The 19,471-nt window shown below is 42.5% G+C and carries 15 protein-coding genes; 3 read left to right on the top strand and 12 right to left on the bottom strand.

Annotation, left to right across the window (positions count from 1 at the left end; all coding sequences use genetic code 11):
* Nucleotides 1-148: 148 nt before the first annotated feature.
* The 5 genes from OU792_RS06175 to ileS all read right to left on the bottom strand — a co-directional run bounded on the left by OU792_RS06175 (nucleotide 149) and on the right by ileS (nucleotide 9,332).
* Nucleotides 149-361 (bottom strand): hypothetical protein, encoded by a 213-nt coding sequence (locus OU792_RS06175; RefSeq protein WP_134199243.1) that lies wholly within the window; start codon nucleotides 359-361, stop codon nucleotides 149-151.
* Between the two features lie 271 nt (nucleotides 362-632).
* Nucleotides 633-1,979 (bottom strand): PhoH family protein, encoded by a 1,347-nt coding sequence (locus OU792_RS06180; RefSeq protein ID WP_100628981.1) that lies wholly within the window; start codon nucleotides 1,977-1,979, stop codon nucleotides 633-635.
* A gap of 258 nt (nucleotides 1,980-2,237) precedes the next feature.
* The gene (locus OU792_RS06185) at nucleotides 2,238-5,177 is read right to left on the bottom strand and encodes a DEAD/DEAH box helicase (RefSeq protein WP_274669752.1); all 2,940 of its coding nucleotides are present in this window, start codon (nucleotides 5,175-5,177) and stop codon (nucleotides 2,238-2,240) included.
* Nucleotides 5,178-5,321: 144 nt separating this feature from the next.
* Complete coding sequence (locus OU792_RS06190) at nucleotides 5,322-5,948, bottom strand: lipoprotein signal peptidase (RefSeq protein WP_274669753.1); 627 nt, start codon at nucleotides 5,946-5,948, stop codon at nucleotides 5,322-5,324.
* A 9-nt stretch (nucleotides 5,949-5,957) separates the two neighbouring features.
* Nucleotides 5,958-9,332 (bottom strand): isoleucine--tRNA ligase, encoded by a 3,375-nt coding sequence (gene ileS, locus OU792_RS06195; RefSeq protein ID WP_274669754.1) that lies wholly within the window; start codon nucleotides 9,330-9,332, stop codon nucleotides 5,958-5,960.
* 440 nt (nucleotides 9,333-9,772) lie between these two features.
* Here ileS and OU792_RS06200 point away from each other — a divergent pair, with 440 nt between their 5' ends.
* Entirely contained in the window at nucleotides 9,773-10,210 is a 438-nt protein-coding gene (locus OU792_RS06200) for a hypothetical protein (protein ID WP_134199236.1), read from the top strand.
* Between the two features lie 52 nt (nucleotides 10,211-10,262).
* Here OU792_RS06200 and OU792_RS06205 read toward each other — a convergent pair whose 3' ends face one another.
* From OU792_RS06205 to OU792_RS06230, 6 genes are all read right to left on the bottom strand, one after another.
* A complete protein-coding gene (locus OU792_RS06205; RefSeq protein ID WP_134199234.1) occupies nucleotides 10,263-10,535 on the bottom strand; it encodes a Txe/YoeB family addiction module toxin in 273 nt (90 codons plus the stop codon).
* Entirely contained in the window at nucleotides 10,532-10,783 is a 252-nt protein-coding gene (locus tag OU792_RS06210; RefSeq protein ID WP_134199233.1) for a prevent-host-death protein, read from the bottom strand. The genes OU792_RS06205 and OU792_RS06210 overlap by 4 nt, the downstream gene beginning before the upstream one ends.
* A 118-nt stretch (nucleotides 10,784-10,901) precedes the next feature.
* Nucleotides 10,902-11,939, bottom strand: a complete 1,038-nt coding sequence (locus OU792_RS06215) for a serine hydrolase domain-containing protein (RefSeq protein ID WP_274669755.1) — start codon at nucleotides 11,937-11,939, stop codon at nucleotides 10,902-10,904.
* Nucleotides 11,936-12,622: a DUF4386 domain-containing protein gene (locus tag OU792_RS06220; protein WP_274669756.1), complete on the bottom strand. Its 687-nt coding sequence runs from the start codon at nucleotides 12,620-12,622 to the stop codon at nucleotides 11,936-11,938. Before OU792_RS06220 ends, OU792_RS06215 begins: the two co-directional genes overlap by 4 nt.
* A 34-nt stretch (nucleotides 12,623-12,656) precedes the next feature.
* On the bottom strand, nucleotides 12,657-13,751 hold the full coding sequence (locus tag OU792_RS06225; RefSeq protein ID WP_274669757.1) for an acyltransferase family protein: 1,095 nt from the start codon (nucleotides 13,749-13,751) through the stop codon (nucleotides 12,657-12,659).
* 24 nt (nucleotides 13,752-13,775) lie between these two features.
* A complete protein-coding gene (locus OU792_RS06230) occupies nucleotides 13,776-14,348 on the bottom strand; it encodes an ankyrin repeat domain-containing protein (RefSeq protein ID WP_274669758.1) in 573 nt (190 codons plus the stop codon).
* Between the two features lie 235 nt (nucleotides 14,349-14,583).
* Here OU792_RS06230 and OU792_RS06235 point away from each other — a divergent pair, with 235 nt between their 5' ends.
* On the top strand, nucleotides 14,584-16,650 hold the full coding sequence (locus OU792_RS06235; RefSeq protein ID WP_274669759.1) for a helix-turn-helix domain-containing protein: 2,067 nt from the start codon (nucleotides 14,584-14,586) through the stop codon (nucleotides 16,648-16,650).
* 122 nt (nucleotides 16,651-16,772) lie between these two features.
* Here OU792_RS06235 and OU792_RS06240 read toward each other — a convergent pair whose 3' ends face one another.
* The gene (locus OU792_RS06240; protein ID WP_134199221.1) at nucleotides 16,773-17,216 is read right to left on the bottom strand and encodes a DUF6252 family protein; all 444 of its coding nucleotides are present in this window, start codon (nucleotides 17,214-17,216) and stop codon (nucleotides 16,773-16,775) included.
* Between the two features lie 262 nt (nucleotides 17,217-17,478).
* On the opposite strand from OU792_RS06240, the gene OU792_RS06245 reads away from it, so the two are divergent.
* Entirely contained in the window at nucleotides 17,479-19,467 is a 1,989-nt protein-coding gene (locus OU792_RS06245; RefSeq protein WP_274669760.1) for a tetratricopeptide repeat-containing sensor histidine kinase, read from the top strand.
* Nucleotides 19,468-19,471 lie beyond the last annotated feature (4 nt).

Raw genomic sequence — 19,471 nt, forward strand, 5'->3', positions numbered from 1 at the left:
TTGATAAGATTCAATTTGATAGAAAGGAATATTAAAAAACTACGTTTGATTGAAAAAAAAAGACGGACAATGCCCGTCTCTTTCTATTTAACCAAACAATCAACCAAATTAACCCTTACGAGTTGTCGTTTTGAGAGTTCCTCTATGATCAGGAGTTTTCCTCTCGATAAATTTTTACCTGAGGAATCTCAGGACCTTCGGCAGTTTCTAAGCCCATTTGTGTAGTTGGTTTAGTGATTTCAAATCGGGCAGTATTTTCTGTTTGTCTTTGTTCGACATTTGCTTTGATGACAATGGTAACAGCCATTGCCAATCCTAAAGCTGCACAGATGTTTTTTTGTGTGAAGATTGAAGTAGTCATGGCTTTGTAAGTTGGTTTGCTTTTGTACCAATCCTATATGCCAAAACTGACCCAAAGTGAAAATATTGGCCTAGAAGCCTGATTTTAAGCTTTTTCAAAAAATTAGTGTTCAAAAACGTACGCTTCTCTATCACTTACGGACAAATTACCAAAGAAAATTTGGGGGTTTCAGGGTTACAAAGTTTTACATGTTTTATTCCAGTCCACAAAAAAAGCGGTCCTATAAGAATTTATAAGACCGCCCATTTGAGTAAAGTTACTGAAAGACTATTTACAACAATTCATTCGCCAAGTTTGCCAACTCAGACCGCTCCCCTTTCTCCAACTTGATATGGGCATAGAGAGGATGATCTTTTACCCGGTCAATCAGGTAGGACATGCCGTTAGACTGGGAGTCTAAATACGGAGTATCAATCTGATGCACGTCCCCGGTGAAAACGATTTTGGTATTTTCACCTGCTCGGGAAATAATGGTCTTGATCTCGTGAGGAGTCAAGTTTTGAGCCTCATCCACGATAAAGAAAATATTGGATAAAGAACGACCTCGAATGTAAGCAAGTGGCTGAATAACCAGTTTTTCCTGATTGACCATCTCAGTGATCTTTTGATATTCCTTATCTGTCTCCTTGTATTGATTTTGGATAAATTTCAGATTATCCCAAAGCGGCTCCATGTAAGGATTCAACTTGGACTTAATGTCTCCAGGCAAATACCCTATATCCTTGTTGGAAAGAGGCACAATCGGCCGTGCCAAATAGATCTGCTTGTAATCTCTACGCTGCTCCAAGGCCCCAGCCAATGCCAATAAAGTCTTTCCGGTACCCGCTACCCCTTGAATGGACACCAGTCTAATATTTGGATTAGTGATGGCGTGCAGTGCAAAAGTCTGCTCCGCATTTTTGGGCTTGATATTGTATGCTAGCTTTTTATCTACTCTCTCCAGTACATTCTCATCGGAATTGTAATAAGTCAAGACCGAGTTTTTATTGCTTTTGAGGATGTAATAAGCATTAGCCTTTCGCTTACGAGTACCCAAAACAGACTTGGCTTCGATAAATCCTACCTCATAAAGGGTATTGATATGATCTGGATCTACATCTTCGAGCACATACTTGCCGGTATTTTCGAGTTCTGTGATATTCTTGATCTTACCAGTCTCATAGTCTTCAGCAAGAATCTCAAGCGATTTTGCCTTTAGCCTAAGATTGATGTCTTTTGAGACCAAAATGACCTTTCGGTTTTTCTCATTCTCTTTAAGGTAAAGAGCCGCATTGAGGATTTTATGATCATTCTTCTCCTCTCCAAAGATCACATTGGCATTGATCTTATTATCTGGGTTCATCAAGACCTTGAAGTTCCCCTTGGTCTTTCCATTGAGCGGAGTCCACTCATGGATCATTTGATCCCTCGACAGCTTGTCCAATAGTCGGATAAACTCCCGGGCCTCAAAGTTTTTGGTATCATTGCCCTTTTTGAACTGATCGAGTTCTTCCAACACCGTAATCGGGATGACTACATCGTGCTCGGCAAAATTCATAATGGAATTGTGTGCATATAGGATCACTGACGTGTCCAGCACAAAGATTTTCCGATCTTTATCGGATTTGGCTCTAGGCATGTGCAGGAAAGAATAAATGGTAATTGATTGTAATAATTTAGAAAAATATCTCTGAGAATATCACTCGATAAGAATAAATTATGGTTAAATCTTATGAATAGTAGCCTAGTCGACTGACTTTCAATTTTTTAAATTTGAAAATTGAAAGATTCAAAAATTGAAAAATTATCCAGTAGCTAATTACCAATCTTTCAATCCTCCAAAACGGAAGAGTTATTCCAATTTTGGAATTTTCAAATTTTGGAATTTTGAAATTATTTAATCCAACAAAGCCCGAATATCCTCACTATCGAGGCTTTTCATAAAGCTATCTTCTGTTCCGATCAATTCCCCGGCAAGTGCAAGCTTTCGATCCTGTAAGGCCATGATTTTCTCCTCCACTGATCCTATACTGATGAATTTATAGATGATCACCTTGTTTTCTTGGCCTATTCGATGCGCTCGGTCAATTGCCTGTGCCTCGACTGCTGGATTCCACCATGGATCAAGCAAGAAGACATACTCTGCCTTGGTCAAGTTCAATCCTACCCCACCCGCTTTGAGGGAAATCAAAAATACTTTTACGCTGTCATCCTGCTGAAAACGCTCCACCTGCCCTTGTCGGTCCTTAGTCGAGCCATCGAGGTAGCAATAGGATATTCCCTCCGAGTCCAGATATTCCCGAACTATAGCGAGATGCCTTACAAACTGACTAAATACCAAAACCTTATTCCCCTCCGAAACTGTTGATTGCAACATGTAGGTCACATCTTCTAGCTTACCGGAATTCCCCTCATAATTATCTCGAACCAATTTGGGGTGATTGGCGATCTGTCGCAGTTGGGTAAGACCCCGAAGCAAGGTAAACTGTTGGCGACCAAGAGATGCCAATGGATTCTCTCCAATGATTTTCTCCCGGTAATAGCTTTTTACCTCTTCGTATACCTTTTCCTGTTCCTCAGTCATCGCTGAGTACTTCACATTGGTGATTTTCTCCGGAAGATCGGTTGCTACTTGTGATTTGAGTCTTCGAAGAATAAATGGTTTGATCATCGAATGCAGCTTAATCGCCTTCTCCTTGTCATTTTGCTTTTCGATGGGCTGAAGAAACTGCTTTTTGAATCCTGCCTGTGTACCCAATAGTCCTGGGTTTACAAAGTTCATCTGAGACCAAAGGTCCATGGTACCATTTTCAACTGGAGTACCTGTCAAAATCAGCTTTTGCTTACTTTTTAGCTTATTGACTGCATTGGCGATGTTACTGCTTGGATTTTTGATCGCTTGGGATTCATCCAGAATGACATAATTGAAATAAAAATCTTTCAGCACATGGATATCCAGTCTAGTAATCCCATAGGATGTCAGCACCAAATCATACTCTCTAAACTTGAATGGATCCTTGATCCGCTGTGTACCGGAGTAGACCAGAATTTTTAATTCAGGACAGAACTTCCTTGCCTCTAGCTCCCAGTTATAAATCAGGGAAGTAGGCATGACCAGCAATGAACAAAAACCCGGGTTTTCCTGCTTTTCGAAGGCCAAAAGAGCCAGTGTTTGAACAGTCTTACCCAAACCCATATCATCTGCCAAACAGCCTCCAAATCTAAATTCATTAAGGAAACGAAGCCAGTTGTAGCCGGCCTTTTGATAGGGTCGTAAATCCCCTTCAAAATATTCTGGCAATGCGTAATCCTCAATACTTTCAAAGTCTCGAAGCTGCTCAAGTTTTCTACTGAGCGTCAACTGAACAAGATTGCCTTCCTCAAGCTGCTTGGCCAAAGCCAAATGATGCTTCCGCATGATCACTTGACCATCCACCGTACCATCTTCCATAAAAGAAAACAGCTCCGAGTAATTGACAAACCAAGAAGCGGGAATAACCGCCATTTCTCCATTGGGCAATTCAAATTCAGTCTTGCCCTGCAAGATCATTTTTCGGATTTTCTGAAAAGCAACCAAGTATATTCCAAACTTGATCATGGCTTTGACATCAAACCAGTCAATATTTTCATTGACTTCGATGGTCATCTGAGCCTTGCCTATATGATAGACTTTTCCTTCGAAGCTTGGCTTCTGAATAACCTTGATACTCTTTTCTTCAAGAAACTCCTCATTTTCGCTTAGCCACTCAAATGCCAGGGTTTTGGCAAGATTGACAGGACGCTCTTTGGTAAAATCCATCCCAAGCTTCTTGATGAATGAGATCATGGACTTTTCCTTTTGTACGGCCCGGATGGTTTGCTTAAACATGAACTCACCGTCCTTCTCAATCAAGGTAACAGGCTGACTGGATCCATCCTCTTTTGCACCGGGAGGATAAAGCTCATCACCGTATTTGAATCGAATTTCAAAAACAATCTTTTGCTCTTCACTTTCGTCCGAAAAGCCTCCCCAAATATCGCCTTGGCTTCCACTCAAAGGATAAAACTGTAGAATGGTCTCTGGTTTTCCCCGATCCGTAGTCACCTCAAAACCTTTGGGGTCTACATTGTATTGCGTCATCATCGGAACCATGAATTTTCGGAAATACACCGGTTCCATCTTTTTCTCAATCAGAATAAACTTCTTTCTCAAAAAAGGCAGAAGTTTCATCCCATCAACATGATTGGGAAAGTGATAAAGCTTTTGATCGACCGTAAACCACGCAGGATCTTTACATAAAAGGTATCCACCTTTTCCATGAATCACGACTTGCTCACCCTTGTATTTTAGTGTAGGGTAATAATGCGTATTGTCTGGATTTTTATGAAAATGAAATATAATGGATGTAGGCTCCGGCAGCACTTCAATTTCCTTCCAAGTTGGGCTTCCATCCGATCCCATCTCGAAAAGTCTTCGACCAATCAGCTTGGGCAATATCTCAGCGCGCTGTCGCTCTAAACGCTTTTGCAGTAGTTCCTGAACGGCTTTATTTTCAGTTTTTGGATCAAATACCTGCTGTACATAGTCTTTTGGACGGACTTTCTTCTTGGCAGGGATTAACGGTTTGATTACCTCCTCCGGTTGCATCGCATCCATCAACTTGATCAACTCATAGTCCTTAGTATCGAGTCCGGAATCGAACTCCGAGGCATTGGCGGAACTGATATTTTGGTAGGCTAAAGAGAGTCTTCCTTTATCATCAATTTGCACTACAAAAGACTCAAATAGTAAGCCTAGAAACTCATGATTGAAAATTGAATAGACTATTTGAAAAGGTTGCGAGGAATCTACAATCATTTAATTATTGTATAATTATTACCAACGAATTTTGATAATTCGATAAAGAGGCGGCTATTTATTATTGAATAGGAATGTGAAAATTAACAAAAAAACCCTTTCGGGAGCATTCCAGAAAGGGTTTTCTTTTTGATTCATCAAAAATCACTGTTCATTCACCTCTATTTCGGGTTCCGGTGATTCTTTTTTCGGTGTTTCCGGGAAAAAACGCCCTTGGAAAATCAGAATAATGGCCACTCCTACAAAAATTGCTGCATCTGCAATATTGAATATAGGCCATAATGCTGTATAACTTCCACCCCAAAGCGGAACCCAATCAGGGATGTATCCTTCCCAAATATCAAAATAGAACATATCCACTACCTGACCATGAAACCATGGTGTAGGTGCATCATAAGGGGCATTATTTAACCAAACACCATAAAATATAGAATCAATCAAATTACCAATTGCACCTCCCAAAATCATGGAAATACAAATAATATAAAGAGTATGATTCTTCTTTTGTATGATGTAATATAAATAATAACCTATCCCAAACATCGCTACTAATCGGAAGCTAGTTAGGAGAAGTTTACCATATTCGGTTCCCAGCTCCATCCCAAATGCCATTCCTGGATTGGTGGTATAATGAAGCTTAAACCAGTCCCCAAAAATCTTAATTTGACCAGGTGTGCCAAAATCCATCTCAAAATGAACAAGCATTTTCACTGCCTGATCGATGAGGATGACCAAAAGCGCAATTCCGAAATATTTGATGTATTTATTCATGATTTAGGATTAGGCTTTGGTGAGCTTCACTTCGATTTCGAAATCATCCATATCGAGTAAAGTTCCTGATTTTGCCTCCTCACTCACACGCAAACTCAGCGCTTGGGTTTCAGATTGAATGTAGGAACCAAAATTTTTGATCGACTCGTCTACCAATGCATTGCCATCAGCCACCAAAATATGAATCTTGTCTTGTACTTCCAGTCCCATATCCTTTCGCAGGTTTTGAATTCGGTTGACCAAGTCGCGGGCCACACCCTCCTGCTTCAGCTCATCTGTCAGGGTAACATCCAAGGCAACTGTCACTCCTCCATCTGAAGCTACAGACCACCCTGGAATGTCCTGAGAAGAAATGAGTACCTCTTCCAAAAGTAGATCTACCTTTTCTCCATCAACATCTATGGCAATCGAACCGTTTCGCTCGACTTGATTGATTTGATCTTGTCCCCATGATTTGATCGCTGCAACCACAAATCGCATCTTAGGACCATATTTTTTGCCAAGCACAGGCAGATTTGGCTTTACTTCTTTTACTAGAATCCCGGAAGCATCATCGATGTATTCAACCGCCTTGATATTGACCTCAGTTTTGATCAATTCTTCCACATGCTTGATTTGGGACTGCGTTTTCTTACTCAAAACAGGGATCAAGATTCGCTGCAGCGGTTGACGAACTTTCAACTTTTCCTTTTTGCGAAGCGAATGCACCAAGGAGGAAATCGTCTGCGCCAAATCCATGCTCTCTTCCAAATCAGTATTGATCAAGGCTCGGTCTACGGAAACCCAATCCGTCAAATGCACAGATTCTTGGCCGCTTTCACCTGCCTCTGTCAGATTTTTGTAGAGCCAATCAGCATAGAAAGGAGCAAAGGAAGACATGAGTTGGGAGATAGAAAGCAGACACTCATAAAGGGTCTCGTAGGCAGCCTGCTTATCTCTATTCATATCGCCCCTCCAGAATCGCTTCCGAGCCAAACGCACATACCAATTGGAAAGCTGATCCACCGTGAAATTCATGATCGCTCGAGTTGCTCTTGTTGCATCATAATTATCCATGGCTTCCTCTACCTCGGCAATTAAAGACTGCAACTTAGAAACGATCCACTGATCTAGTTCTGCCCGTTCACTTACCGGTACGGATTGTGCCTTGTCGTAGACGAATGAATCCAAATTAGCGTATAGCGCAAAGAAATTATAGCTGTTCTGAAGCGTACCGAAGAAGCGTCTCTGCACTTCGGTTACACCGTCCAGATTGAATTTTAGGTTGTCCCAAGGGTTGGCATTGCTCAGCATGTACCAGCGCAAAGCATCCGGGCCGTATTCTTTTAAGGTCTTGAACGGATCCACAGCATTGCCCAATCGCTTGGACATTTTGTTTCCATTTTTATCCAAGACCAAGCCATTGGCGATCACATTTTTAAAGGCAACGCTATCGAAAAGCATCACGGCAATGGCATGCAGGGTAAAGAACCATCCTCGAGTCTGATCCACACCTTCGGCAATGTAATCCGCCGGATAGTTGGCTTTGAAGATTTCCTCATTTTCGAATGGATAATGCCACTGCGCATAAGGCATGGCTCCAGAATCAAACCACACATCGATCAAGTCTGGCTCTCGGAACATTTTTTCACCTTTCTCCGAAACCAAAATCACATCATCCACATAGGGTCTGTGCAAATCCAGTTCTTTTCCTTCATAAGGAGATTTCTTCATAAAGCCAGCAGCGATGGACTTTTCGATCTCAGCATTGAGTTCAGCAATAGAACCAATACATTTTTCTTCGGTACCATCGCTTGTTCTCCAGATTGGAAGGGGAGTACCCCAGAATCGGGAACGGCTGAGGTTCCAGTCTACCAGATTTTCCAGCCAGTTGCCAAATCGCCCCGTACCAGTTGCCTCAGGCTTCCAGTTGATGGTCTTATTTAGGGCTACCAGCTGATCTTTGTAGGCAGTGGTTTTGATAAACCAGCTCTCTAGGGGGTAGTACAAGACAGGCTTGTCTGTTCTCCAGCAGTGAGGGTAGGTGTGTTCATACTTCTCGACCTTAAAGGCCTTATTTTCATTCTTCAGAATGATGGAGATGATGATATCGGTGTTTTTGAAATCCGCAGCACTCTCATCATCCTCAGTGTAATTTTTGACATAAAAATCATCCGCCCCATACGCTTTGTGAGCCGTGATTCCATGCTCCTTCATTTTCGCAGCTAGGTATTCTCCTACTACCGGAAGAAATTTCCCCTGCTTGTCTACGACTGGAATATCATTACCCAAGTCATCCTTGACAAACACGCCGGGCACATTATTCTGTACCAAAGTTCGAAAGTCATCCGCACCAAATGCCTTCGCCAAGTGAACGATTCCAGTACCATCTTCAGTGGTCACATAGTCACCCGCTACCACCGTAAACGCCGGATTCGGCAATGCCAAGGCTTCAATTGGGAAGATCTGCTCGTATTCCCATCCCAGCATGCTTTTCCCTTTGAATTCATCCACCACTTCGTAAGGAATCAATTTATCCCCGGGTTTATAATCTTCCAACTTCAGCTCCGCAGCCTTTGGATTGAGATAAGCTCCCATTCTTGACTTTGCCAAGATGACCGTGACCGGCTCGTGGGTATAAGGGTTGAAAGTCTTCACTTTCACATAATCCAAGTTTTCACCAATCGCCAAAGCCGAATTGGAAGGCAAAGTCCAAGGCGTAGTGGTCCAGGCGAGAATGTAGGTATTCTCTTCCCCTTTCAACTTAAACTGAGCCGTGATGGAAGTGTCTTTGACGTCTTTGTAGGTCCCTGGCTGATTCAACTCGTGGGAAGAAAGTCCCGTACCGGCAGCCGGTGAATAAGGCTGAATAGTGTAGCCCTTGTAGAGCAAGCCTTTTTCATAAAGCCTTCTCAGCAAGCTCCAAAGCGTCTCAATATATTTGCTGTCAAAGGTGATATACGGATCATCCAAGTCAACCCAATAGCCGATTTTCTCGGTCAGGTCATCCCATTCGTCTTTGAATCGCATCACCGTTTCCTTGCATCGCTTATTGTATTCCTCCACCGAGATTTTCTTGCCGATATCTTCTTTGGTAATGCCGAGTTCTTTCTCGACTTGAAGCTCCACAGGAAGTCCATGCGTATCCCAACCTCCTTTTCGCTTGACCTGAAAACCTTTCAGTGTCTTGTAGCGGCAGAAAATATCCTTCAGCGTCCGGGCCATCACGTGGTGGATCCCGGGAGTTCCATTTGCCGAAGGCGGACCTTCAAAAAATGTGAAGGTTTCCGCACCTTCCCGGTTGGCAATGGACTTTTCGAAGATTTGATTTTCTTTCCAATACTGAAGGATTGACTCCCCGATGTGCGGGTAATCTACCTGTTTGAATTCCTGATACGTTTTCACTATCGAATATGGTCGGATGAATGAATGTCGGGCTTTTTTGGGCGTGCCCCCGCCGGAAAAGGCGGGGTCGGGCTATCCGCTCTTATCCGCTGATCCGATTGCCATCGGATCAGGCAGATACCGCTTCTATCCCTCACGCGGGGCATCCCGCTCAAAATAAGGCACAAAGATAGCAGAAATGGGCTTTTGAGGGAAAGAAAATTGAAATACCGAAGAATTAACCTGGAAAAGAAATTCAGCAATACATTAGATATTGTTCTTGACGTCGAGCTAAGCAAAATCAATGTCAGGCTGAGCGGAGTCGAAGCCTTCAATCTCAGGTCACAAATAAGTCCCCTTAGATCAACTTGCTAAATACATAATTTCAGTTTTTTAATGTGATTTATAGTAGTATGTTTGCCTTTATTTGAAACTAACCAATTATTGAAAATCGAATCTTTATGAAGCACATTTTAATCTTTGTATTTGCCTTTCTTTGTTTTAGCAGGGCTTTTTCTCAGGTTCAAGTGGGGATATATCATTCAGGACTATCTGCGCAGATCGGCGTCGGAACTGATATCGAAAAGAAGTTTTTTGGTGAACTTCGATTTTTAGCTCCAGACAGATTGGAGCTTGACCTTGGCATAGAAGCTATTGGACAATACAATTTTTACCGCTCGGAGTGGTATAATCTCCATGGAGGAGTCATGCTGGGATTTTTTGGTGATTTCGGAATAGGTCCAGAAGCTTCAATAGGGCTACCCTTTGGCACAACGATTAAACCCATTTCTACTTTTAGAAGACTGGGAATACTAATGGAAGCTACACCCTACTTATTAGGAGATCAAGTCTTCCTGAGGGGAAATCTAGGGCTGAGGATGCGATTGGGAGGGGATTGATTTGAAGAATAATCAATCTGTTGATTGTCATTTTTAAGCAATGTCAATTTAATTAAGAATAGTGTCCAAAGGCAGCAATTATCGTGACTAGCACTTTGTCCTCTTCGATGGAATAAATCAACCTATGCTTATGATTGATTCTTCTGGACCAATAACCAGCAAAATCATGCTTTAATCTTTCTGGTTTGCCAGTTCCAGTTTGAGGATGAACTTGCAACTCATCCAATAAAGCTCTCAATTTTCGAAGCAAAGGTTTATCTCCTGAAATCTTAAACTTCTCAATATCCTTGATGGCTTGATCCGTAAAGGCAAGTTCATATTTCATAGCCCAAGTAAAGCATCGATGTCTTCAGGCTTTACTTTTGTAATTCTTCCTGATTGATGATCAGCTATGCCCTTTTGGATATGAGCCTTAGTTTTAGGGTCCATCAAAAACTCATCCCCTTCCTTCACAGGGGATAGCACATACGATTTATTTCTCCCTCTTTGGATGATGATATGCTCATCTTGATCAACTAAGTCAAGATACTTTTTCTGGTTATCCCTGAATTCTCGAGAACTGATGACTAACATAAAATCAAATTTGGTGTACCTTATTGTGTACACAAGTATACTCAAAAAAGTTCAGGCACAAAAGATGAAATCGATGCGCAAAGATTTTCAAACATCTATCTTTTATAAAAAACAAAAGCTATTTATTCCTCCTCAAAATCTTCACCACCCGATTATATACAATCTCGTGTAAGTTCCAGGCGTAGCCTCCATTCGTATTGACAAACTGTACCACCACCGCATCGATATCCGAATGATATCTGGCAATGCTTTGGTAGCCAGGCACGAGCCCAGTGTGCTCATAGACGTATACCGAGGAATAAATTTCTTGCTCCTTTTCTGTGAGCAAGGTCCCGTCGATCAAGGCGCGGAGGAAAATTCCCACTTCCTCCGCAGTAGAAATCATGGATCCTCCCGGGTGGATAAAATCATTTCCCTTTATATCCAAAGGATAGCCCACAAAATACCCACTCATCAGTTCATCCTGATCCACTTCCGATAGCAAACTATAGGTGCGCTTCAATCCCAGAGGCTCTAAAATCTCTGTTCGGATAAAGTCATGATGAGAATAGCCCAAGGTTTTGTCCAAAATTTCACCGATCAGCAAATAATTCGTGTTTGAATAGGCGTATTTCTCATTGGGAGCAAAGTCAGCCGGCAAGTCGTAGATCAATTCCAAGGCCGGACGATTTTCGGTAAATGGCTTATCCCAGGGATAATTCGGCTGGTCAGAATAATTAGGAATCCCGGAGCGATGTTGGATCAAAAGTCGAAGGGTAATTTGATCTGCATTTTCAATATGTTTAGCAACCTCAGGAAGCAACTCTTCCAAGGTATCATCCAGCGAAAGGGCTCCACTCGCCACGATTTTGCTGGCTGCAGCGGCGATGTAGAGCTTGCTGATACTGGCGATTTTGAATAGTGAATTGGGGTCGGCAGGGGCTTTTTGATCCCGATCTTTCCAGCCAGCCGAATAGAAATGCGGTTCTTTTCCACCCTGATCCACATAGACGATGATACCATCCAGTTTGTAATTTATAGCCATTGCTACCTGCTCCTGAATAGTATCAGGGATTGGTGCCAGCCAAGCCCGCAGGATCAACCAAGGGACGAAATAAATGGTAGCGGAAATTGACACGAGTATAAAAAGGATTCGAAGTACTTTTTTGAGTTTCATTGAGACAAATTTTTACTGTGACTAGGAATCCTTCCACCCTTCCAAACAAGCCAGATTGCCAATCCAATTTCAGCAAGGGCCATGGGTAAAGAAAGTACCTGTTCGATCGAAATGATCTGATCGATCTGCTCAGGAAAAAAAGCTTTTGCCAGATGAATTGCCGAGTAGGATATTCCTGCAAAAATCAATAGTACTCCCCAAAATTTGGGCACGAATTCAGCCTTCCAGGCAAGAAACCCTAAACCAATCAAATGGAGTCCAAAAAGAATCAAGCCATTAGACCAGATGCTTTCGAAGGCTTTCAGCTCTTGAATGATCTGGTTTGCCGTACCCTCATCTAGGATCCAAATGACTGTCAGTTGGTGATATATCGCCAATCCTAACACCGCTGAATACAAAATTCGGATCATTGCGGTCGTGAGGGAAAGGCGAGGATGTACTTCCCGAAGATACAGATGCAAGACCCATGCGACCAAAATATCCAAGATTAAAATCCCTATCCAAGCAGCGATGCCAGATTGATAGGTTCCAAGAGCTTGCTGGATCGAATCCCTCGTTTTCTCAGCATCTGCGGGAAAAACTAAGGAGCCATAGACAAAGCCATAGGCATAGCCTGCTAAGACTGCCATCAGGATCAGGGAAAGCCCCGCAAGGATGGCATATTTTCTTTTTGATGAGTTCATAGTGCTGATAAATGCTTAAAACATTCCCTGAAAATCAATCAAGGGAAGGAACGGATAGTGGTTTGATTTTGGAGGTTTTGAAATCCCAAGAAAGTCCGAACAGCGGTCTTAGGAATGGTATTCGACGAATCAGGAATTCGAAAATCACGAAACAGAAAATTCCTGTGAATCCAATAATGGCAAGAAATTTAAAGAAAATCGGCCAATTCAGCGGTAAAATCACCGAAGCCGCAGTATGCAAGGCCACCATGTGCAAGATATAAACCGGATATGCCGCCTGACTCAGATAGCTCAAGATAGCACTCGGCTTATTGAGGTACCTGTACCCAAAACCGAAAATGGCCATAATCCAAGAGATCGATTCTATCGCCATCAAATAGCCGGGAGCGACCAAATCATAGACCATCCATCGAGTCAGATACATCCCCAAAGCTAGCCCTAGGTAAGCCCAACGCCAGTTCAAGACCGTTTTCCAAAAAGCTTCTCCGCTGTAGACCAGCAGAAAACCACAGAAAAAAGCTAAAATTCCGATAAAGAATCCATGCCAAGTCAAGGCATACATTTCAAAGACCTGTGGTTTGACCAAAATCACCTCCAAAACAAAAAGCAATGAAAGAGACAAAGGGCCAAGGGGATTACTCATCCAGACTGCTAGCTTCTTCTTAAAAGCTCCATTTTCTGATTTTTTCAGGTAAAAGAAGATCGGAGCTAAAAGAAGCACATAGACGAAAATATTTCCTAGAAACCACAAATGGGCAGGATGTGCTGAGTAACCCAACGGGAGAATATAATAAGCTTGGAAAATCAAAAAATGAATAGGCACAATCGCCACCACTCCAAAAAGGAAGGGAAGCAGGATTCGCCTGCTCCGCTCCATCAAGAGTTCCTTCCAGTTTCGCTTGCGGATAGCAAAGTAAACCCCCATTCCTGATACGAAGAATAGAAAAGGTATCCGCCAGACATTCAATAGGGTCATCGGCTTCCAAAGCCCTGTCATGAGCTCCTCGCTTTTGATAAAACCGAGAAACATGGCCCAAGGCTGGAATACTATCGCAATATGGTAAATCAGCAGCAGGGCGATCGCAATCACCCGCAGCCAATCAATATCGTATCTTCTTTGAGTTGTCATGATCTGATGAAATGATACTGGGAATTATTGAAGCATCATCGCAATGACGGGGCGAGTCTTTTCCAGTCGCTCCATGTCCAATTCAAGACCCATTGGCCCGAGTTGCTGCTTCATCATTTCGTAGATCGGCTTGACTTCGGCAAATGGTCCCATGACCGTCTCGCGAGGAGTAAACCCAAAATTATTTTGGAGTGACTTGTCCGCATCCGCATCAAGCAGCATTTCCACGATTTCTACCCGACCAAAAAAGGCCGCAGCATGCAGTGGAGTCGTTCCGTCATTGTTGGCGATGGTCAAGTCCGCTCCGGCCTCAATTAGATTTTGAGCGATTTCCCGCTTGTCAAATGTGATTGCTGTAATGAGAGGAGTGGATCCACTAAAAGATTCCTTTGCATTAATATCCGAACCTGCAGCAATATGCTGCTTGACCACATCCAGATTATTGGTCATCACTGCCGTATGAATGTCAAGTTTAGGCGCTTCAATTTGCTGAGTTTTTCCAGCCTTGTCTTGCGCATTACTACATGCGGGCAAAAGGATTACTGCTAGTAAAAGGCTAGCAATGACTTTGAGCGTGTTGTTTTTTAAAGCTTTCATAGTGTTGTTTTTTGATTGAATACTTTTTGAATTTTGTTTGCTACAAAGTTGGGGCAAGCCTCAGAGGTGGGTGTAAAAGGCAGGATGCCAAAAGCATAAAGTATCGCTCAAGGATAAAATTTATGACGCAAGGCTATAAACTATGACGCAAAAGCATTGGATTGGCAGGAGAATCTTCGGAAAAAGTGGCTGTCACTTTGAGTAAATTTCTCTACCTTGAAAATGAATTTTTAGCATGGCAGAAGATCAAAAACATAGCGAAGACTTCCTTTCTCAGGCCACTGCCATCGTGGTGGATAAAGCTTCCGATGAGCAATTTGGTGTATCCGAACTCGCAGAGGCGATGAACATGAGCCGATCCAACCTATTGAGAAAAATACAGGCAGGGACCGGCCTTTCGGCAAGCATCTTCATCCGAAAAATCCGCTTGGAAATTGCCATGGATCTCCTCAAAGAAGGAAACATGACTGTTTCGGAAGTGTCGTATCAGGTAGGTTTTGGTAGCGCGTCTTATTTTATCAAGTGTTTTCGCGAACAGTATGGTTTTCCTCCCGGCGAAGTAGGAAAACAAAAAATAGAAATACCTCAAAAAGAAGATAACCCTATCGCACAACTAAACCAAGATAGGCTTTCGAAAACTTGGATTTTTGGACTTTTGGCAGTTTTACTAGTTGTAGCATTCAGCTATTTCTTTTGGCCCAAAACGGAGCCTCAGTTTTCCCTGGAAGAGAAATCCATTGCGGTACTCCCCTTTAAAAATGAAAGTGCCGACTCCAGCAATCTCTACTTTGTGAATGGTCTGATGGAGTCTACCCTGAACAATCTTCAGAAAATCAAAAACCTCCGGGTGATCAGTCGCTCGTCCGTAGAAAAGTACCGAAATACCAACAAAAGCATTCCTGAAATGGCTTCAGAGCTTGGGGTAAGCTATTTTGTCTCAGGCAGCGGGCAAAAGGTCGGGGAGCAAGTCTTACTCAGCATCCAGTTGATCGATGCAGAGACAGAGCGGCAAGTTTGGGCGGAGCAGTACAATCGTCAATTGGCAGACATTTTTTCCATTCAAGATGAAATTGCGACCCAAATCACAGATGCGATCAAGGTATTCGTCACTCCGACTGAACTTGAACAAATCGAAAAGCGACCGACGGATAACCTTCTCGCTTACGACTATTACCTCCAGGCTTTGGAACCTTACCATTCCCGGACTGACGAAGGCCTTCTGAAAGGGATTGCCCTTTTCGAAAAGGCAATCGAGCAGGACCCAGAGTTTTCTTTGGCTTACGCTCACGTGGCTATCTCCTACTACTTATTGGAGATGTTTCGCGCTGAAAAGCAGTATACCGAGAAAATAAATTCTTACGCCGACAAGGCGCTCTTGTTCGATTCAAAATCGGCCGAAAGCCTGACGGCTAAGGCCTTTTATTATATCCAAAGCGAAGAATTTGCCCTTGCAAGACCTTATTTGGAAAAGGCACTCGAATACAACCCAAATTCGGCCTTAGCCATACAAATGCTGGCAGATTTCTATTTTAGGCTGGAGCCAGATACAGAAAAATACCTGGAATATGCCTTAAAGGCAGTACAGATTCAGGTAGAAAGTGGAGACTCCACTTCTCAAAGTTACAGCTACCTTCAGTTGGCAAATGCCCTGGTTACGGCAGGTTTTGTAGATGAAGCCAAGGAATTTATCGATCGATCTTTAGCTTTTGATTCGACAAATTATTATGCCCCGCACCTGAGGTCATACATCCTCTTTGCCAAAGAAAAGGACAATGAAAAGATGCGTCAGCGCTTGATTAAGTTATGGGAAAGAGATCCAAGCCGACTGGATATTCTTCAGGATATTGGAAAGTTTTTCTACCTAGACAGGAAGTACGACAGTGCAGATTTCTATTACACCATTTTTGTGGAAGCTCGAGAGACCAATGGTCTTTCTATTTATGAATTAGAAAATTCTAAAATCTCACTGGTCTATGAGCAGAATGGAAAAGTAAAGGAGGCCAATCGACTTTTTGAAGAGTACCAAGAATTTGCTGAATTAGATCAATCCATTTACCGCAATATAGCTTTGGCCACCAAGCATGCGATAGAGGAGGATTGGGAAAAAGCATTGGAATCCTTGGAAGCCTTTGCCAAAGAGGAAAATAATCAATTTTGGTTTTTGTATCTGAAAGATGAACCGGTATTTGAACCGATAAAGAATCGACCGAGATTCCAGAGCGCGATGCAGAAAATTGAGACTAGATTCTGGGAGCAGCATGAACGGATCAAATTGAAACTAGAAAAGGAGAACCTGATCTAAAAAAAAGGGAGGCACACCCTTGCCTCCCCTTTATCAAAAAAGTCCCAAACAAAAGCTAAAAGTCGTCCATTTAACTCTATAGGGTATGGATTTTGTGAATTTCAGTTTCACTTAAAAATTGATCAGCGCATAATATTTACATCCGTAAACTTTCCGTTTGTAATATTCACCTCGGGCCCACTACCAGTCATCGGACTCGCCTTGAAAGAAAAAGTGCCCGATACTTTGTCCCCATCAATATTTGTGATCGTAAGAGTTCCGGAGGTTGCGCTATGCACCACTTGATTGGATGTAGTCCAAAGAGCTGTACCTGCTAGGTCAAAATTCCCAGTTCGCTCTGCATCCAGCGTAAAAGCCAAATTAGAGCGATCAGTCGCTCCGGCTCCGATAGCCAAGACAGTGAAACCTGCCACATTGGTAATTCGGCTATTTCCGGCACCTCTCCAGGCTTGCCCGTCGATGGTAGCTTCTACATTCAGAGAACCCTGAGGAATCTCATCATCCTTATCTGGGCATGCAAAAAAAACGAAGGCCAAAAGGCCAAGTAGTAAAGATCTTAGTTTCATAGTGGATTTTTATTTGCAAGTTGCCCGTAAAAATCATCCAGAGAAATACAACGAATTGGGTATTTTGATATCCGTGCTAGTGGGTATTTTTATAGTTTGGAAGGGGAAGGGTTCGTCTTTCAATTCACAGAAATGAAGGTTCTACACTAATTTCTATGAGATTCTACGACATGATTATTTGGAGAAAAAAATGAACCATATCTATAAAAAAAATTTGATTAAATAGTCAGTGGAGTTACTTTGTGAGATTAAAATCCCTCCATTGAAAAAACTCTACAGCATTTCTTCACTCTTTATTTTTTTGGTAGGCACATCCCTGGCTTTAGGCAAGCAGCAATCAAGTGCTGATAGCTTAGAACAAGTTTTTCAAAATCAGAATCTCCCTGATTCTATTCGCTATCGAGCCATTCAGCAGCATACCTTTTCCATGATTTTCAGTGATGGAGAAGAATCCAAATTCAAAATTCAAGAAGTCCTGACAACTGCTGAAAAAGAAGTAGGCAAATCACGTATTTACTATGAAATCCTGCAAAATCTCGGCATCTATTATGATGTTCATCAGCAAACAGACAGTTCGTTGATTATTTTTTCCCAAATACTCGAAGAAAGCCAAAAACAAGGCTGGAAAGCTTTGGAACAGCGTTCATTCAATAATCTGGGAATGAATCGGCTCAACTCTTCGGACTACAAAGCAGCCATTGATTACTTTTCCAAATCACTGGAAATAGGCCGTAGTGATCCCAACGCCCTCGAAGCTAATTTTGTGAGCAGTATTTCGAATCTTGGGCTTGCCAATCAGGAGCTAGAACTTTACGAGCAAGCTATCAAGTATCATTTGGAAGCTTTAGAAATCAGGAAGCGATTAAAGGATTCCAACGGAATTGCGATTTCATCTGCAAATCTGGGTATTTGCTACAGGCTGATGGGAGAAGAGCAGCAGGCCGAACGATATTACCGACAAGCCATTGAAAATGCCAAAACAGCTGGAAACAAGGTGCTTTTTCATCGAGTGCACGACAATCTGGGAGCTCTTTACATCGGACAAAAAAACTATGAAAAGGGACTTTTGATGCTAACTATAGCCTTGGATGACTCGGACGGCTTTACTCCTGATCCCAAAATGGAACTGAGCATCGTCAGCAACGCGGCGACAGCACATGTTGATTTGGGTCAAAGTGAAAAGGCCTTGCAGTTTGCTGAACGAGGACTGAAAGTTTTGGAGAATAATCCAGAATTGGTCAACTACTCCCTGACCCTAAAAAACGCCTTAGCAAAGATTTTTTTTAGAAAGGGTGACTTTGAAAAAGGCAATGCCTACTTAGACGAATATCAGGAGCTAAGTAAGCAAGTCTTCAACGAAGAAAACGCACAATTACTGACAGACTTACAGGTGCAGTATGATCTGGAAAAAAAGGAAAGCCAAATTGCTTTACAAAATGCGGAACTTCAGGAAAAAAATGCAACGTTACAGCGAAACTACTTTGCCTTTGCAGCCTTAGGACTATTGTTGGTACTTCTAATCGCTATTTTTATTTTCTATCAGAATCGAAATAGGCGAAAGCAAGAGTTGCTTGTGAAAGATCGGGAACTGAAAGTCAAAGAAGCATTTATCCAAGCTTCTCTAGAATCCCAAGAGCAGGAGCGAAGGCGTATGGCTCAAGATCTTCATGATGGATTTGGGCAGTATATTTCAGCACTTAGGATGTACGTGTCCCAGCTCAAAAACAATCAAGCCAAAGAAGAGCTTAAAACCGAACTGGTCAGCCGTACCGATTCCGTTTTGGATGAGATGTCCAAGGAAATCAGTAATGTGGTCTATGATCTGATGCCTGCTACCCTGATCCGATTTGGGTTAATTTCGGCCCTGGAGGACCTCGCTCACCGCATCAATGCCGGAGAAAAAGTAAAACTGGAAATCGAGTCTCAAGACCTCCCGGACCGCATGGATGAATTGGTCGAGATCAACCTTTTCCGAATCTGTCAGGAGTGGATCAACAATGTCCTCAAATATGCCAAGGCAAGTCATATCATGCTTATTTTGTCACAAAATCAGGGTATCGCCAAACTCCAGATTCTGGATGATGGAAAGGGCTTTGATCCGAATGTTTTTCAGCATAGCAAGCGAAATGGCTGGAAAAATATCACCACCCGTGCCGAATTGCTCAATGGAAAATTGGAGCTTTTCACCCAAGATGGGCAGCAAGGAACGGAGCTTTTGGTTACCTTTCCGTATGTTCACCGAGCCAATTAAACCC

It is taken from the genome of Algoriphagus sp. NF, assembly GCF_028823735.1.
In the GTDB taxonomy this organism is placed as follows: Bacteria; Bacteroidota; Bacteroidia; order Cytophagales; family Cyclobacteriaceae; genus Algoriphagus; species Algoriphagus marincola.

Bases quoted from the DNA above. Each gene is read 5' to 3' on its own strand.
- OU792_RS06175 (WP_134199243.1), bottom strand. From the start codon at position 361: ATGACTACTTCAATCTTCACACAAAAAAACATCTGTGCAGCTTTAGGA.
- OU792_RS06180 (WP_100628981.1), bottom strand. From the start codon at position 1,979: ATGCCTAGAGCCAAATCCGATAAAGATCGGAAAATCTTTGTGCTGGAC.
- OU792_RS06185 (WP_274669752.1), bottom strand. From the start codon at position 5,177: ATGATTGTAGATTCCTCGCAACCTTTTCAAATAGTCTATTCAATTTTC.
- OU792_RS06190 (WP_274669753.1), bottom strand. From the start codon at position 5,948: ATGAATAAATACATCAAATATTTCGGAATTGCGCTTTTGGTCATCCTC.
- OU792_RS06200 (WP_134199236.1), top strand. From the start codon at position 9,773: ATGAAGCACATTTTAATCTTTGTATTTGCCTTTCTTTGTTTTAGCAGG.
- OU792_RS06205 (WP_134199234.1), bottom strand. From the start codon at position 10,535: ATGAAATATGAACTTGCCTTTACGGATCAAGCCATCAAGGATATTGAG.
- OU792_RS06210 (WP_134199233.1), bottom strand. From the start codon at position 10,783: ATGTTAGTCATCAGTTCTCGAGAATTCAGGGATAACCAGAAAAAGTAT.
- OU792_RS06215 (WP_274669755.1), bottom strand. From the start codon at position 11,939: ATGAAACTCAAAAAAGTACTTCGAATCCTTTTTATACTCGTGTCAATT.
- OU792_RS06220 (WP_274669756.1), bottom strand. From the start codon at position 12,622: ATGAACTCATCAAAAAGAAAATATGCCATCCTTGCGGGGCTTTCCCTG.
- OU792_RS06225 (WP_274669757.1), bottom strand. From the start codon at position 13,751: ATGACAACTCAAAGAAGATACGATATTGATTGGCTGCGGGTGATTGCG.
- OU792_RS06230 (WP_274669758.1), bottom strand. From the start codon at position 14,348: ATGAAAGCTTTAAAAAACAACACGCTCAAAGTCATTGCTAGCCTTTTA.
- OU792_RS06235 (WP_274669759.1), top strand. From the start codon at position 14,584: ATGGCAGAAGATCAAAAACATAGCGAAGACTTCCTTTCTCAGGCCACT.
- OU792_RS06240 (WP_134199221.1), bottom strand. From the start codon at position 17,216: ATGAAACTAAGATCTTTACTACTTGGCCTTTTGGCCTTCGTTTTTTTT.